Genomic DNA, 14,104 nt, shown 5'->3' with positions numbered 1-14,104 from the left:
GCCACGGGCCTCACACAGCACGAAACGACGCTAGCGTCCGCCCCAGCGGGTCTGAACCCCCCGAGAGCGGACGCTAGCGTCCGTCTGGCTGTGCGGTGCGGTATGGCTAGACCGCGACGATCAGGCCGGCGGCCTGCGTCCGCGCGCGCGTGAAGCGCTCGGCGGCGTCGGCCCAGTTGACGATGTTCCACCAGGCCTTGATGTAGTCGGCCTTGACGTTGACGTAGTCGAGGTAGAAGGCGTGCTCCCACATGTCCAGCGTCACGACCGGGACGAGCCCGAGCGCGATGTTGCTCTGCTGGTCGTACAGCTGCACGATCACGAGGCGCTCGCCGATCGAGTCCCAGGCCAGGATGGACCAGCCGGAGCCCTGGATGCCCATGGCGTTGGCCGTGAAGTGCTTCTGGAAGGCGTCGAAGGACCCGAAGAACTCGTCGACGGCCGCACCGAGCTCGCCGACCGGCTTGTCGCCACCGTCGGGCGAGAGGTTCTTCCAGAACACCGAGTGGTTCACGTGCCCGCCGAGGTTGAACGCGAGGTTCTTCTCGTGCAGGTTCACGGTCTCGAACGCGCCGCTGGCGCGCGCCTCGGCGAGCTTCGCGAGCGCGGTGTTCGCGCCGGCAACGTAGGCCGCGTGGTGCTTGTCGTGGTGCAGCTCCATGATCCGGCCCGAGATGTGCGGCTCGAGAGCCGAGTAGTCGTAGGTCAGATCCGGAAGGGTGTAGTCAGCCATGAAGGTGAGGCCTCTCCTGCGTCAGGCCGCAAGCGCTCTGCGGCACGTCGGACTGCCGCCGCCGACGCCACCGCGAACGGTGGGCACCGACGACGTCTTTCTCCACCGGGGCGCGGGCTCAGGGCTTGCGCGCGTCGGTCGTTGTGTGGTCCTCGGGCTCCGTCAGCCGGCGGCCACCGCCAGCGACGGTACTCTCCAGCGCCGGTGTCTGCCCGGCGTCGGGACCCTCGAGCGCGTCGTGCTCGCCGTGCGAGTGCGCCGCCTCGAGCTGGGCGGGGGTGACCGGCTCGACGCGGTCCTCGAAGAAGACCCGCGACGCGCGCTGGCGCAGCGCATCGAGGCGGTAGCCCTTGCGCCGAACGCCCCGTGAGTCGTGTGCCGGCTCGATCTCGTGCGGCGCCGTGGACTCGTAGTTGACCCGGAGCCAACGCTCGTAGTCGTCGAGCGGCCGGTGCACCTCGATGTACTCGCCGTTCGCGAACCGCACGATACGACCCGTCTCGTGCCCGTGCAGGACGAGCTCGCGGTCCTTGCGCTGCAGCCCGAGGCAGATCCGCTTGGTGACCCAGAAGCTGGCCGCGGGCGCGAGGAAGAACGCGGCGCGGAACACCCACGTGATGTTGTTGATCGAGAGCCCGAAGTGGGTCGCGATCAGGTCGTTCGATCCCGCGAGGATCAGGATCACGAACGCCGTGAGGATCGAGACGCCGGTGGCCGTGCGGAACGGGACGTTGCGCGGGCGGTTGAGCACGTGGTGCTCGCGCCGGTCACCGGTCACGACGGCCTCGATGAACGGGTAGAGCGCGAGCGAGGTGAACAACACCCCCGGGATGACGACCGCGGGGATCAGGACGTTCAGGGGCAGCGTGAACGAGCCGAGCACGACCTCCCACCCGGGCATCAGCCGCAGCGAACCCTCAAGGAAGAGCATGTACCAGTCGGGCTGCGCGCCGGCCGAGACGATCGCCGGGTCGAACGGCCCGTAGTTCCACACGGGGTTGATCGTCATGGTCGCCGCCATCAGGGCGATGACGCCGAACACGATGAAGAAGAAGCCGCCGGCCTTCGCGACGTAGATCGGGAACAGCGGGTAGCCGACCACGTTCTTGTCCGTGCGTCCGGCGCCCGGGTACTGCGTGTGCTTCTGCAGGAACACGAGGATCAGGTGCGCGCCGATCAGCCCGAGGATCAGCGCGGGGATCAGCAGCACGTGCAGCGTGAACAGGCGGGGGATGAGCTCGGTCCCGGGGAACTCCCCGCCGAAGATGAAGTACGACAGGTAGCTGCCGATCACGGGGATCGCGCGGACGACGCCGTCGGTGATGCGCATCCCGTTGCCCGACAGCACGTCGTCCGGCAGCGAGTAGCCCGTCAGGCCCGCGAGCAGGCCGAGGATCATGATGGTGAAGCCGATCAGCCAGTTCAGCTCGCGCGGCTTGCGGAAGGCGCCCGTGAAGAACACCCGCATCATGTGCGTGACGATCGACGCCATGAACAGCAGCGCGGCCCAGTGGTGCACCTGCCGCATGAGCAGGCCGCCGCGGATCTCGAACGACAGCCGCAGCGTCGACGAGAACGCCTCGGACATGTGGACGCCGTTCAGGGCCGCCCACGGGCCGTCGTACGTCGTCTCGGCCATGCTCGGCACGAAGAACATCGTGAGGAACACACCCGAGATCAGGATGACGATGAACGAGTAGAGCGCGATCTCGCCGAGCAGGAAGGACCAGTGGTCCGGGAAGATCTTGCGGGCGAGGCCCTTGACGGCGGTGCCGATCGAGGTGCGCTGGTCCAGGTAGTCGGCGGTCGCCGCCGCGCCGCGTGCCGCGGGGGACGCCGCCGCTGGTGTCTTCACTGCCGGAGTCGTCATCGCAGCCGCTCCCAGAAGCTCGGGCCGATCGGTTCGTTGAAGTCGCTCTGAGCGACCAGGTAGCCGTCGTCGTCGACCTCGATCGGCAACTGTGGCAGGGCGCGCTTTGCGGGGCCGAAGACCACCTTGGCCCCGTCAGCGACGTCGAACGTGGACTGGTGGCACGGGCACAGCAGGTGGTGGGTCTGCTGCTCGTACAAGGTTACCGGGCAGCCGACGTGCGTGCAGATCTTGGAGTACGCGACGATGCCGTCGTAGGACCAGCCCTGCCGGTCGGGCGCCTCGGTCAGGTCGCGCGGGTCGAGCCGGACGAGCAGCACGACCGCCTTGGCCTTCTCGTTCAGCGGGTGCTCGGCCTCCTCGAGGTCCGCCGGGATGACGTGGAACACCGAGCCGATCGTCACGTCGGCGGCCTTGATCAGTCGGCCCGACGGGTCGAGCGCGAGGCGGGTCCCCTTGCGCCACATCGTGTGCTTGAACTTCGACACGTTCCAGTCGTCGCCCAGGTTGCCCACGAGCGGGACCACGATGGACAGGGGTGCGAGCGCGACGGCGGTGACCAGTGCGCCCTTGAGTACGCCGCGACGGGCGATGCCTGAGTCCGCGACGCCGTCGACGAGGTTCGCGATCGCCCCGGCGCGGGTCTCGTCCGAGCTGCGCAGCGCGTGCCGGTCCTCGGCCTTCTCGTGCGCGTTCATCAGGGTCTTGGCCCAGTGCACCGCGGCGATGCCGATGCAGAACATGCCCAGGAAGAGGCCGAGCCCGAGCAGCAGGTTCGACAGGCGCATGCTCGCGATCGTCTCGCCCGGCGGCACCGCGAAGTAGGCGACGACGAAGCCGATCGTCCCGATCGCCGACAGCCCGAAGAGCGCGACCACCTGACGTTCGGCGCGCTTGTCGGCGCGGGGGTCGACGTCGGAGCGGCGCTCGCGGTGCGGCGGGTGACCCGGGTCGGTGAAGCGGGTGGCGTCGGTCCCGGCGTCGCCGGCGGGGGTGCCAGGTACCGAGACGTCTGTGGACGGCTTGTGCGTGCTCACGAGGACTTCGCTCCGATCCAGACTGCGCAACCGAGCAGGAGACCCATGCCGATGACCCAGACCCACAGGCCCTCGCTCACCGGGCCGAGGTTGCCGAGCGTCGCACCGCCCGGCGAACCGTCGCGCTGCGCCTCGATGAACGCGATGACGTCGCGCTTCTCGTCGGGGGTGATGTTGGTGTCGTTGAAGACCGGCATCGACTGGGGCCCGGTCAGCATCGCCTCATAGATCACGCGCGGGTCGCTGTTGGTGAGCGCGGGCGCGTACTTGCCGCCCGAGAGCGCCCCGCCCGCGCCGACGGCGTTGTGGCACATCGCGCAGTTGGTCCGAAACAGCGCCATACCGTTCGCGACGTCGCCCTGCGAGCCGTCGACCTGGTCGTCGGTCGGGATCGACGGCCCGGCGCCGAGCGAGGCGACGTACGCCGCGAGCTGCGCGGTCTGCTCCGCGTCGAACTGCGGCGTCTTCTGGGGGGCCTGCGCACCGCTCGCCGCCATCGGCATCCGGCCCGTGCTGACCTGGAAGTCGACCGAGGCGGCCCCGACCCCGATGAGGGACGGCGCGGCGTCGCTGCCGGCGGCACCCATGCCGTGGCACGTCGCGCAGTTCGCCGCGAAGAGCTTCTGCCCCGTCGCGACGTCGTCGGCGCTGGCGCTGGCGGGCGCGGCGTCGGCCGAGCTCGGCGCGAGCGCCGCGTAGAGCCCACCCATGGCCAGCAGCGCGAGCAGCAGCAGCACCATCGGTGCGTACCGGTTCTGCCTGCTGGCGGCGAGTGCCTTCACGGGTAGATCCTCACTTGATCAGGTAGATGACGGCGAACAGGGCGATCCACACGACGTCCACGAAGTGCCAGTAGTACGAGGTCACGATCGAGGTGGTGGCCTCGTGGTGCCCGAACCGCTTGGCGGAGAACGACCGCCCGAGCAGGAACAGGAAGGCGATGAGCCCGCCGATCACGTGCAGGCCGTGGAAGCCGGTCGTGAGGTAGAACACCGAGCCGTAGGCCGAGGACGAGATCGTCAGGCCCTCGCTCACCAGGCCGGCGTACTCGTAGATCTGCCCGCCGATGAAGATGGCGCCCATGACATAGGTCAGCGTGACCCACTCGTTCATGCCCCACCGGCCGACCGCCCACAGGGGGCCGCTGCGGCGCGGCTGGAAGCGCTCCGCCGCCCACACACCCATCTGGCAGGTGACCGACGAGAGCACGAGCACCGTCGTGTTGGCCACGGCGAACGGGAGGTTGAGCAGCTGGGTGTGCTCGGCCCACTGTTCTGGCACGGTCGAGCGGAGCGTGAAGTACATCGCGAAGAGCCCGGCGAAGAACATGAGCTCGCTCGCGAGCCACACGATCGTCCCGACCGACACGGGGTTGGGTCGGTTCACACTCACATGGACGGAGGTGCTGGAGGCAGCCGTTGCAGTCGACACGTTCGTCATTATGCGCGACAACGAGCCCGGATGGGTCGTTGGACCTAGGTGGGGCGGTGCGGAATATGTCACACAGTCAGATTGCCGCCGCGGCGGAGGCAATTCCCGGGCGCACCGTGGCCGCATGGCACCCTCGCGGCCGCGGCGTGCCAGGATGCAGCACAGGTGTGCGAGTGAGCACGCGAGGGCGCGAGTGAGGGCGAGCATGACCACGGATCTGAATGAGTCGGACAGCACCGCGAGTGACCGAGCGCCCCGGGTGCTGCTCTACAGCGACAACGTCGACACCCGCGCGCAGGTGCTGCTCGCCGTCGGCCGTCGCCTGTCGCGCGGCGCGCCGGACATCGAGTGGGTCGAGACGGCGACCCACGCGGCCGTGATCGACCACGCCGACGCCGGCGGCTTCGACCTCTTCGTGTTCGACGGCGAGGCCGCCAAGTCGGGCGGCCTCGGGCTGTGCCGCCAGCTCAAGAACGAGCTCTTCCGGTGCCCCCCGATCCTCGTGCTCACCGGCCGGCCGCAGGATGCGTGGCTGGCCTCGTGGTCGCTCGCCGACGCCGTCGTCGCCGCGCCGCTCGACCCGGTCGAGCTGCAGGGCGTCGTCGCGCGCCTGCTGGCGGCGCCAGTGATCGCATGAGCCCCACCTGGCCCGAGCTGCTCTCGACCCTCGTCGCGCGCGAGGACCTCTCCGCCGCGCAGACGGCGTGGGCGATGGACCAGGTGATGGCCGGCGAGGTGGACCCGGCTCGGCTGGCCGGCTTCCTCGTGGCGCTGCGGGCCAAGGGCGAGACCGTGACCGAGCTGACCGCGCTCGCGGACATGATGCTCGAGCACGCGGTGCGGTTCGCGGTTCCCGGGCGCACGGTGGACCTGGTCGGCACGGGCGGCGACCGCGCGCACACCGTGAACATCTCCACCATGGCGGCGCTCGTCGTCGCGGGCACGGGCACCACCGTCGTCAAGCACGGCAACCGCGCGTCCTCGTCGTCGTCGGGCTCGGCGGACGTGCTCGAAGCGCTGGGGCTCCGGCTGGACCACCCCGTCGAGCGGGTCGCGCAGCTGGCCGACGAGGTCGGCATCACCTTTTGCTTCGCGCAGGTCTTCCACCCGTCGATGCGGCACGCCGCCGTGGCCCGACGCGAGCTCGGCATCGCGACGGTGTTCAACTTCCTCGGGCCGCTCACCAACCCCGCCCAGCCGGGCGCGACGGCGGTCGGGGTCGCGGACGCGCGGATGGCGCCCTTGGTCGCCGGCGTGTTTGCGAGCCGGGGGACCAACGCCCTCGTGTTCCGCGGCGACGACGGGCTCGACGAGCTCGCGCCCACCGCGCGCTCGCAGGTGTGGGAGGTCCGTGACGGGCGGGTGACGGCCTCGCAGCTGGACTCCGCGCGCGAGCTCGACCTCGCGCCGTCGACGGTCGCGGAGCTGCGCGGGGCCGACGCGGCGTACAACGCCGACGTCGCCCGGCGCGTGCTGGCCGGCCAGGCCGGTCCGGTCCGCGACGTCGTCGTGCTCAACGCCGCCGCGGCGCTCGTGGCCGACGCGGCGCTGCCCGGGACCCAGGACGGCTCGCTGGTCGAGCGCCTGCGCGCCGGCATGGGGCACGCGGCACGCGCGATCGACGACGGCGCCGCCGCCGACGTGCTCGCGCGCTGGGTGCTGGCCTCGGCCTAGGCGCGCGGCCTAGTCCTCGATCCCGAGCGCGAAGGCCTCCTCGAGGTCGTGCTTGGAGTAGGCGCGGAAGGCGATGTACGTCTGCGTGTGCAGCACGCCGTCGACCTTGCTCAGTCGGTCGGCGATGACGTCCGCGAGCTCGTCGTGCTTGCGGACCCGCACCATCGCGATCAGGTCGACCTCGCCCGTGACCGAGTAGACCTCGCTCACCCCGGGGACCTCCGTGATCGCCGCGGCCACCTCGGGGATCCGGGCGGCGTCGACGTCGAGCATGACGATGGCAGTGAGCATGGCTGCGTTCCTTCTGCGGGTGGGGCGCGCTGCGGGTGGGGCGCGGGCGATGACCCCATCATGCCGCTCAGGCCGCGACACGGGTCGCTCAGGCCGCCGCGACACGGGTCGCTCAGGCCGCGCCGCGGAGCGCGGCGCCAGCGACCGCGACGGCGGCCGCGGTCCGGGCCGGGTCGCAGAACGCCTGCGCGCCCCGGACCGGGCAGCTCCGGGCGGGCAGCGGCCCGTCGGCGCTCTCGATGTCGACGAGGCGGACCCCGGGCGAGTCGAGCCAGTCGAGCACGAGGTCGGCCTCCTCCGGGTGGGCGGCCGGCGCCGGCGGCACCGGCGGGTCGACCTGCTCGCCGGTCAGCAGCAGCGCCGCGATCGCCGGCCGAGGGTCGTCGCGTCGGTCGACGGCGGCCGTCCCGGCGAGCCGCGCGTACCGAACGAGCACGACCTCCCAGCCGCCGTCGGCGGTCCGCCGGGCCGCGACGAGCTGCGGGCACGCCGCGAGCGGGGCCAGCCGCTGCGCCCGCGCCGCGCCCCGCACGAACGCGTCGAGCCGGTCCCGGACCGCGCCGGCCTCCTCGAACCGCTCGCGCGCGGTCAGCGCGGCGATGCGCACGGCGTGCGCGCGCACGACGAGCTCCGGGTCGCCGAGCATCGCGGCCCGCAGCGCGGCGCAGGCGCCCTGGTCGAGGTCGGCGCTCGCGCGCGTGCCCGGGGTGCGGGTCCCGTACGTCGCGTGCAGCGCCTCGACCGCGAGCTGCGCGCTCGAGCGCGAGGCGAACGGGCCGATGTGCGCGAGCCCGGCCCGGACCTCGCGGACCACCTGGAGGCGCGGCGTCGGCCCCTCGACGAGCCGGATCCACGGCATCCGGTCGGGAAAGCGCGAGCGACGGTTGTACCGGGGGGAGTGCTCGGCGATCAGGCGCAGCTCGCGCACGCGCGCCTCGAGCGTCGTGGCGCACACCACGGGGGTGACAGCGTGCGCGATGCGCACCATCTCGGTCATCCGGCCGCGCTTCTCGGCCGCCGTGAAGTAGCTGCGCACGCGGGTCCGGATCGAGACGGACGTGCCGACGTACAGCACCTCCTCGTCGGGGCCGCGGAATAGGTACACCCCCGGCGCGTCCGGCAGGCCGTCGGCGAGGTGTCGCTTGCGGCGCACATCCGCCGGCACCGGGTCGGTCGCGGTCGCCAGGTCCTCGAGATGGGTGATGCCGAGCGGGGCGAGGCGCGAGAGCAGCGCGTGCAGCACGTCCACGGTTGCGCGCGCGTCCGAGAGCGCCCGGTGGTCGGGGGTCACCGCGGCGCCGAACAGCGCTGCCAGGGTGCCGAGCTTGTGGTTGGGCGCCTCGTCGCGCAGCACGACGCGGCGCGCGAGCCGGACGGTGTCGAGCACCTGGTTGCCGGGCCAGGCGTGGCCCGAGGCGGCAGCCGCCGCCTTGAGGAACCCGATGTCGAACGGCGCATTGTGGGCCACGAGCACCGACCCGAGCGAGAACTCGAGGAACGACGGCAGCACCTGCGCGATGCGGGGAGCGGAGGCGACCATCGAGGTGGTGATGCCGGTCAGGGAGGCGATGAAGGCCGGCACCGCGGTGCCGGGGTTCACGAGCGTCTGGAACTCCCCGAGCACGACCCCGCCGCGCACCTTGACCGCGCCGATCTCCGTGATCGCGCTGGACAGCGGCGATCCGCCGGTCGTCTCGAGGTCGACGACGACGAAGGTCACCGCGTGCAGCGGCGTCCCGAGCTCGTCGAGGCCGAGCTGGACCGGTCGTCCGACCATCGGCGGCGCGAGGTCCTCGCGGCTCAGCTGGCGGACGGACGGCATGCCAGCGACGGTAACCCGCACCACCGACACCCCCGGCCGCCGACACTCCCGCACCACCGACACCCCGGCCGCCGACACGTCGGGCCTAGAGTCCCGCACGTGACCTTCCTTCGACCGGTGCGCCTCGTCGGTGAGCTCGTGACGCTCGAGCCGCTGTCCCTCGACCACCACGACGGGCTCGTCGCGGCGGCCCGCGACGGCGAGCTGTGGAACCTCTGGTACACCGCCGTCCCCAGCCCCGACGGGATGCGGGCCGAGATCGAGCGGCGGCTGCGCGCGCAGGCGGACGCCGCGATGCTGGCGTTCACGGCGTTCTCCTGCCGCAGCGGGCAGATCCTCGGGATGACGACGTACCTGGCCCCGGACGCGGCGAACCGGCGGCTCGAGATCGGGTCGACCTGGAACGCGCGGTCGGCGCAGCGGACCGGTACCAACACCGAGAGCAAGCTCCTGCTGCTGGGGCACGCCTTCGACGAGCTCGACTGCATCGCCGTCGAGTTCCGCACGCACTGGCTGAACCAGCAGTCGCGCGCCGCGATCGCGCGCCTGGGCGCGAAGCAGGACGGCGTGCTGCGCAGCCACAGCGTGCTGGCGGACGGCTCGCTGCGCGACACCGTCGTGTTCTCGATCATCGCGTCCGAGTGGCCCGCCGTGCGCGCCGGGCTGCGCGCCCGGCTCGCCGCCCACCGCTGATGGCTGGCGAGGGCTAGCTTTCTCGTTCTCGCCAAATCGGAGCGGGGGAGTGCCCTTCCGGTGTTTGGGCCCGACTCACGGGGTCATTGCTGGCTGCGCTGAGGGTGCACCTGCTCCAGGTGTTGCCGCTTGGCGGGGCGATCGTCTTCGGCTGGGAAACCGTCGGTGCTGGTCGTGCAACCGCCAGTGACCACGACGCAGCGCTCCCGTCCTCGTCACCGGAGCGCGGGAGCGTCTGCGTCATGTGCCGGGCGGCACCCCGTGCACGGGAGTGCGGACCGCATGATGGGTACAGTACTGCCAAGAGCAGGTCAATGCGAGGTACGGGCGACGGATCGCGTGGTTTGTCCCAGCGCTGCTGGCGTGGTGGTGGACCCTGCCCTGCGGGCGGGGTCCGTCAGCCGGTACATGATCCGGGCGGTGGTTCGCCGGGTCAAGAGGCTTCCGACGCGTGCGCTGAGACGGTTGGACGCGCCGTCGATGACGCTCGGGCCGGGGTTGGCGCGCGCGAGGTGCGCGAGGGCGGTCGCGACGACGTCGTCAGGGGTGCGCATCCGGGCGCCCGCGGTGGCGTCGTCCGTCCCGACGACAGAGTTGAACTCAGTGCGTGTCGCTCCAGGAGAAAGGGCGAACACGGTGACTCCCGTTCCCTGCAACTCAGCCCAGAGCGACTCCGTGAAGCTGAGGACGAAGGCTTTCGCTGCCCCATAGACGGCCATCCGGGGGGTGGGTGTGTAGGCAGCCATGCTTGCCACGTTGATGAGGTAGCCGTGCCCGGCTTTGATCATGTCGGGCAGGAACGCGGAGCTGAGCTGCACAGGCGTGGCCACGTCGACAGCGATCTCTTGCGCGAGCCGCGCCGGGTCTTCGTCGATGAATGGGCCGAACGTTCCGAATCCGGCGTTGTTGATGAGGCTGGTCACGCAGAGGCCGGCCCCCGCAACGGCGGTGTGCAGGTCAGCGCCCGCAGTCGGCGAGCCGAGGTCCTGGGCGATGGCTGTCGCCGCGATGCCGTGGCCCTGCTCGAGTTCCGACGCGAGCTCCTGGAGGCGCTCAAGTCGACGCGCGACGAGGACCAGGTTCGATCCGCGCGCGGCAAGTGCTCGGGCGAAGGCTGCGCCGATGCCGGAGCTCGCCCCAGTGATGAGTACGGTCTGGTTTCTGTGGTCCACGACGGACATGACTTCTCCTCTGACGATCGCCAAACCGTATGCCAGGGTGGCACTGAGTGTCAATTGGACATCTAGACTAGAGTTGTGGCATGACGACTGAGCCGTCCCTCTGGGAGCGATCGCGGCAAGCCGCATATGCCGAGATCACGAGTGTCGCTTGGCGCCTGTTCCTGGAGCAGGGGTTCGAACAGACGACGATCGACCAGATCGTTGCGACAGCCGGCATCTCACGCAGATCGTTCTTTCGGTACTTCGGCACGAAGGAGGACATCGTGCTCGGCGACCTGGCGAACCAGGGCGTTCTGGTCCAGGAAGCCCTCGAGGCGATCCCGCTCTCTGTCGGCCCGTGGGAGGCATTGCGTGCAGCCCTCTACGCTGTCGACGCGCTCGAGGTCGAGGCGGGTATCACGCTGAAGATCGCGAAGATGATGTACGAGACGCCGTCGCTACGCTCGCGGAGCATTGAAAAGCACTTGCACTGGCAGTCGCTCCTCGCGCCCAACATCCGCACCCGGCTAGGCATCGAGGCCGATCAGGATGATCCCGCAGCGGACGCGATCGTTGCCAGCGCCATCGCATGCCTCGACGTCGCCGGAGAGCTCTGGACGCGAGGGCAGGGGATCCTGAGGCTCGCCGACCTCTATGACCAGGCCGTGCGCGCGGTCCGGACTCCTCTCTGAGGTCGACACCCGCCGCCGCCGATCAACCTGTCGGACGAGCGCTCCGCGACGCCCCCCCTCTCGGTGACAGGCGTCGTGACCCCGGGGTGACGGAAGCCCCTTCAGCGGCCATGAGACTCGCAGATCGAGTAATTGATGGTTGCCGCCCGCACGCCGTCGCGATCTCGCGTAGCGACAGCTCTGCGGCGGCTTTCGACGGGTAATGCTCGGCTGCGAGCCGACTCCGCCCATCTCCCCTGTGCCCGGCCGATCCGAGAAGCACCAACGGCAACGCGCTAGCTGGCGTCCCCGGGGCCATCGCCTTCTCGCCCACTACGCACCCGCGGCACCCAGGCCACGCGGGTTATCGGCTGCGACGGACCTATTTCGTGACCAGCGTGAGGGTGCTGCTGAGCTGGTCGCCGGTGGGGAAGACCGTCAGGGTGTTGTCGTCGGGTTCAACGCCGATGTAGCCGGCGCTCGAGCTCAGTGAGACCTGCTCCGGGCTGTCCAAGGACCTCACTTGCAAGACCTGACCCGGATCTGCGGCGTCGCATTTGGCTAGTGATACGTCCCCCCCAACGGGAACTGTGAGACAGGACGCATGCCCGTCCGTGAGGGCCACAGTCATCAGCTGGTACAGCTCGCTGCCAGGCTCGACAGGGACGATTGCCCACTGGGCCGGGATCTCGGATACCGCTGGATCCTCAACTGTGATCACTCCGCCCTCGGTAGACGGGGCAATGTAGGTGCCCGAGTACGTGCGGATCTCTACCACCTGGTCAGCGCTGAGAGGCGACTCGTCCGAGGGACCCTCAGTAGTGCTCTCGCTCGACGTCTCCGTCGGCTCCGCTGCCGAAGGAGCGGTGGGCGAGGAGAGAGCCTCCTCTGGTTCGCCGCCCGCGTCTGACGAACAGCTCGAGATCGCCAGGACAGAACCGAGAAGACCGATGGCCAAGATGGTTCGCGTCGTCGTGTTCACGGCTGTAGTACATCACCCAAGGTCAAGTCCCCAAGCCGCATCTTCATGTGCGTCTTTCGCGGGTTCGTAGGGATCTGAGCCGCCTTTCCGGACGCGAAGCGGAACTGAGTCCTGGCGCTGCACACCGTCAACATGAGAGCCACGATCCCGCAGGCGATTCAGGCGTACGCATTCGCATCCCTCGCCGAAACGTTGCGCGATTGCTCGCGTGCGCTTTCGCCGAGGCGCAGCGAGGTGCTGTGAGCGCGTAGCGTCCCTGCGACTGCCGCACGCGAAACAAGCCGGTCCGAACTAGACCCAGAAACTTGACGGCAGGTAGGTGCTGTATTCGAGCGGGTCCTGCTTTCAGGATCGAGCCAGCGCAAGGTGGGCGATCGCAAGGACCCGTTCGTAGTAGCCCTGAGCATCCGACGGAAACGCAGATATTGACTGCTTCAGTTCTTCGGCGGCCAGTTGCAGCCGCGTGCGGTCGAGAGGGGACAAGGCAGACCCGCCCAGGACAGTCTGAGCCCATCCGTAGATGTCTGCGTCGATCATCACCGCGTCGACCTCGCCGTAGTCCTCACCCTTCGTGACGGACTGAGGGAATGGACCCGCCAGGTGTTCGGTCATCGCGTCGGCAAGTTCAGAACTGGACATGCCGGCACGATACTTCCCAGGCGAGGCCCGGTGTCCGGCGGCCCAGTCCCGCGCGATCGGGTCTGCAAGTTGTGCTCGTCGCTATCTGGCTTCACGACAAAACGCACCGAAAACCGCTATCGCCCTCGTGATCACCTGGTGGCGGTGGGCGCACCGGCGACACCCAGTCCGCGAGATCGTGGGCTCGCCGCTGCGCCAGCCTGAATACAGGCTGGCCACGCGCCTGCAGACGCTTAAGGTGAGCGCCGTGACCGTGGAGCGGACCCTGGCGAGGGTCGAGGAAGACCTGCGCAAGGGCGACCTTGCGATGGCACGCACCCGCTTGACGAGTCTCGTCCAGAGCCTGCCTCACCGTCTCGACGCCCGCGAACGGCTCGCAGTTGTTTGCCGCCTCGACGGCGATCGCGTCGAGGCCGGACGCTGGTCGTACTTGAGCGAGCAGCGCGACCTGGCTGAGGTGACCGCATTCGAAAAGGCCTGCGGCGGAGACCCGGTCCGGATCATGAGGGGACTGCGCTGGAGTGGCCCCGAAGACGCCGCTTCCACTGAACGCGCGCACCAAGTACTACTCGATGTCCGCGCGCGGGCGGAATCCGCCGCTGGGAAGAAGCTTGACTGGTCCGATCGCGGACGCGATGTCGGTGGTTCCTGGTGGGATGACGGCTTCGCCATCGGGTGCATGTTTGCCGCACTCGTGCTCATCGCACTGGTGGGCATCGGTGCGGTGACGGTGTTCAGATGGATCTTCTAGGTCGAGACGACGCCCTCGCCCGAGTCGCCCGCCCGCCCGCCCGCCGGAGGCTAGTCCTCCTGGCGACGCCGAGACGCACGTGAGCGCCACTGTGCGTCCGGTTCTGTGGCGACGGCTCGTCATCGACCGCCGACAGCGGCGGCCTCGCTCTGCTCCCAGCGGGGCGCTCCTCGTCCCGCAGGACGGGGGAGGGCGGGGTGAAACCCGCTCGGATCACACGTTCGAGTGCGCACGCTTGGTACGGCAGATCCGCCGCGCCGACGCGAGTTCGAGCGCGGGTTGCCTAGCGATTGTCGCCGCCCCGCCGACGGTTCGCGGCGCACGTATCGGGACGACGGTCCCAGCCGGGC

15 protein-coding genes are annotated in these 14,104 nt (G+C 69.8%); 5 read left to right on the top strand and 10 right to left on the bottom strand.

Annotation, left to right across the window (positions count from 1 at the left end; all coding sequences use genetic code 11):
* Positions 1 to 106: 106 nt before the first annotated feature.
* From J4E96_RS13495 to ctaE, 5 genes are all read right to left on the bottom strand, one after another.
* Complete coding sequence (locus J4E96_RS13495) at positions 107 to 733, bottom strand: superoxide dismutase (RefSeq protein WP_227422614.1); 627 nt, start codon at positions 731 to 733, stop codon at positions 107 to 109.
* A gap of 118 nt (positions 734 to 851) precedes the next feature.
* Positions 852 to 2,603: a cytochrome bc1 complex cytochrome b subunit gene (gene qcrB / locus J4E96_RS13490; protein WP_227422613.1), complete on the bottom strand. Its 1,752-nt coding sequence runs from the start codon at positions 2,601 to 2,603 to the stop codon at positions 852 to 854.
* Positions 2,600 to 3,640 (bottom strand): cytochrome bc1 complex Rieske iron-sulfur subunit, encoded by a 1,041-nt coding sequence (qcrA, locus tag J4E96_RS13485; protein WP_227422612.1) that lies wholly within the window; start codon positions 3,638 to 3,640, stop codon positions 2,600 to 2,602. Before qcrA ends, qcrB begins: the two co-directional genes overlap by 4 nt.
* Positions 3,637 to 4,422 carry a cytochrome bc1 complex diheme cytochrome c subunit gene (qcrC, locus tag J4E96_RS13480; protein WP_227422611.1) on the bottom strand — a complete coding sequence of 262 codons (786 nt, stop codon included), beginning with the start codon at positions 4,420 to 4,422 and terminating at the stop codon, positions 3,637 to 3,639. The genes qcrA and qcrC overlap by 4 nt, the downstream gene beginning before the upstream one ends.
* Positions 4,423 to 4,432: 10 nt before the next feature.
* Positions 4,433 to 5,080 (bottom strand): aa3-type cytochrome oxidase subunit III, encoded by a 648-nt coding sequence (ctaE, locus tag J4E96_RS13475; protein WP_227422610.1) that lies wholly within the window; start codon positions 5,078 to 5,080, stop codon positions 4,433 to 4,435.
* 196 nt (positions 5,081 to 5,276) lie between these two features.
* Between ctaE and J4E96_RS13470 the strand changes: the two genes are divergently transcribed.
* On the top strand, positions 5,277 to 5,708 hold the full coding sequence (locus tag J4E96_RS13470; protein ID WP_227422609.1) for a response regulator: 432 nt from the start codon (positions 5,277 to 5,279) through the stop codon (positions 5,706 to 5,708).
* A complete protein-coding gene (trpD, locus tag J4E96_RS13465) occupies positions 5,705 to 6,745 on the top strand; it encodes an anthranilate phosphoribosyltransferase (protein ID WP_227422608.1) in 1,041 nt (346 codons plus the stop codon). Before J4E96_RS13470 ends, trpD begins: the two co-directional genes overlap by 4 nt.
* A gap of 9 nt (positions 6,746 to 6,754) precedes the next feature.
* Here the strand turns inward: trpD and J4E96_RS13460 are convergent, their stop codons facing one another.
* A complete protein-coding gene (locus J4E96_RS13460) occupies positions 6,755 to 7,036 on the bottom strand; it encodes an Lrp/AsnC family transcriptional regulator (protein WP_227422607.1) in 282 nt (93 codons plus the stop codon).
* A gap of 112 nt (positions 7,037 to 7,148) precedes the next feature.
* The gene (locus tag J4E96_RS13455; RefSeq protein ID WP_227422606.1) at positions 7,149 to 8,858 is read right to left on the bottom strand and encodes a DEDD exonuclease domain-containing protein; all 1,710 of its coding nucleotides are present in this window, start codon (positions 8,856 to 8,858) and stop codon (positions 7,149 to 7,151) included.
* Between the two features lie 99 nt (positions 8,859 to 8,957).
* Between J4E96_RS13455 and J4E96_RS13450 the strand changes: the two genes are divergently transcribed.
* Positions 8,958 to 9,551 (top strand): GNAT family N-acetyltransferase, encoded by a 594-nt coding sequence (locus J4E96_RS13450; protein ID WP_227422605.1) that lies wholly within the window; start codon positions 8,958 to 8,960, stop codon positions 9,549 to 9,551.
* Between the two features lie 311 nt (positions 9,552 to 9,862).
* Here J4E96_RS13450 and J4E96_RS13445 read toward each other — a convergent pair whose 3' ends face one another.
* Positions 9,863 to 10,732, bottom strand: a complete 870-nt coding sequence (locus tag J4E96_RS13445) for an SDR family NAD(P)-dependent oxidoreductase (protein ID WP_227422604.1) — start codon at positions 10,730 to 10,732, stop codon at positions 9,863 to 9,865.
* A gap of 80 nt (positions 10,733 to 10,812) precedes the next feature.
* Here J4E96_RS13445 and J4E96_RS13440 point away from each other — a divergent pair, with 80 nt between their 5' ends.
* Positions 10,813 to 11,403, top strand: a complete 591-nt coding sequence (locus J4E96_RS13440; RefSeq protein ID WP_227422603.1) for a TetR/AcrR family transcriptional regulator — start codon at positions 10,813 to 10,815, stop codon at positions 11,401 to 11,403.
* A 361-nt stretch (positions 11,404 to 11,764) separates the two neighbouring features.
* Here the strand turns inward: J4E96_RS13440 and J4E96_RS13435 are convergent, their stop codons facing one another.
* A complete protein-coding gene (locus J4E96_RS13435; RefSeq protein WP_227422602.1) occupies positions 11,765 to 12,364 on the bottom strand; it encodes a hypothetical protein in 600 nt (199 codons plus the stop codon).
* A 345-nt stretch (positions 12,365 to 12,709) separates the two neighbouring features.
* Positions 12,710 to 13,003 carry a hypothetical protein gene (locus tag J4E96_RS13430; RefSeq protein ID WP_227422601.1) on the bottom strand — a complete coding sequence of 98 codons (294 nt, stop codon included), beginning with the start codon at positions 13,001 to 13,003 and terminating at the stop codon, positions 12,710 to 12,712.
* A gap of 247 nt (positions 13,004 to 13,250) precedes the next feature.
* On the opposite strand from J4E96_RS13430, the gene J4E96_RS13425 reads away from it, so the two are divergent.
* Complete coding sequence (locus J4E96_RS13425) at positions 13,251 to 13,754, top strand: DUF6584 family protein (protein ID WP_227422600.1); 504 nt, start codon at positions 13,251 to 13,253, stop codon at positions 13,752 to 13,754.
* Positions 13,755 to 14,104: the final 350 nt, after the last annotated feature.

This window comes from Pengzhenrongella sicca (genome assembly GCF_017569225.1).
Lineage (GTDB): Bacteria > Actinomycetota > Actinomycetes > Actinomycetales > Cellulomonadaceae > Pengzhenrongella > Pengzhenrongella sicca.
Note: the sequence above shows the minus strand (reverse complement) of the source record. Positions and strands in the feature narration are given on the sequence as shown.

Coding starts and splice junctions, on each gene's coding strand:
- J4E96_RS13495 (WP_227422614.1), bottom strand. CDS start 733: ATGGCTGACTACACCCTTCCGGATCTGACCTACGACTACTCGGCTCTC.
- qcrB (WP_227422613.1), bottom strand. CDS start 2,603: ATGACGACTCCGGCAGTGAAGACACCAGCGGCGGCGTCCCCCGCGGCA.
- ctaE (WP_227422610.1), bottom strand. CDS start 5,080: ATGACGAACGTGTCGACTGCAACGGCTGCCTCCAGCACCTCCGTCCAT.
- J4E96_RS13470 (WP_227422609.1), top strand. CDS start 5,277: ATGACCACGGATCTGAATGAGTCGGACAGCACCGCGAGTGACCGAGCG.
- trpD (WP_227422608.1), top strand. CDS start 5,705: ATGAGCCCCACCTGGCCCGAGCTGCTCTCGACCCTCGTCGCGCGCGAG.
- J4E96_RS13460 (WP_227422607.1), bottom strand. CDS start 7,036: ATGCTCACTGCCATCGTCATGCTCGACGTCGACGCCGCCCGGATCCCC.
- J4E96_RS13455 (WP_227422606.1), bottom strand. CDS start 8,858: ATGCCGTCCGTCCGCCAGCTGAGCCGCGAGGACCTCGCGCCGCCGATG.
- J4E96_RS13445 (WP_227422604.1), bottom strand. CDS start 10,732: ATGTCCGTCGTGGACCACAGAAACCAGACCGTACTCATCACTGGGGCG.
- J4E96_RS13440 (WP_227422603.1), top strand. CDS start 10,813: ATGACGACTGAGCCGTCCCTCTGGGAGCGATCGCGGCAAGCCGCATAT.
- J4E96_RS13430 (WP_227422601.1), bottom strand. CDS start 13,003: ATGTCCAGTTCTGAACTTGCCGACGCGATGACCGAACACCTGGCGGGT.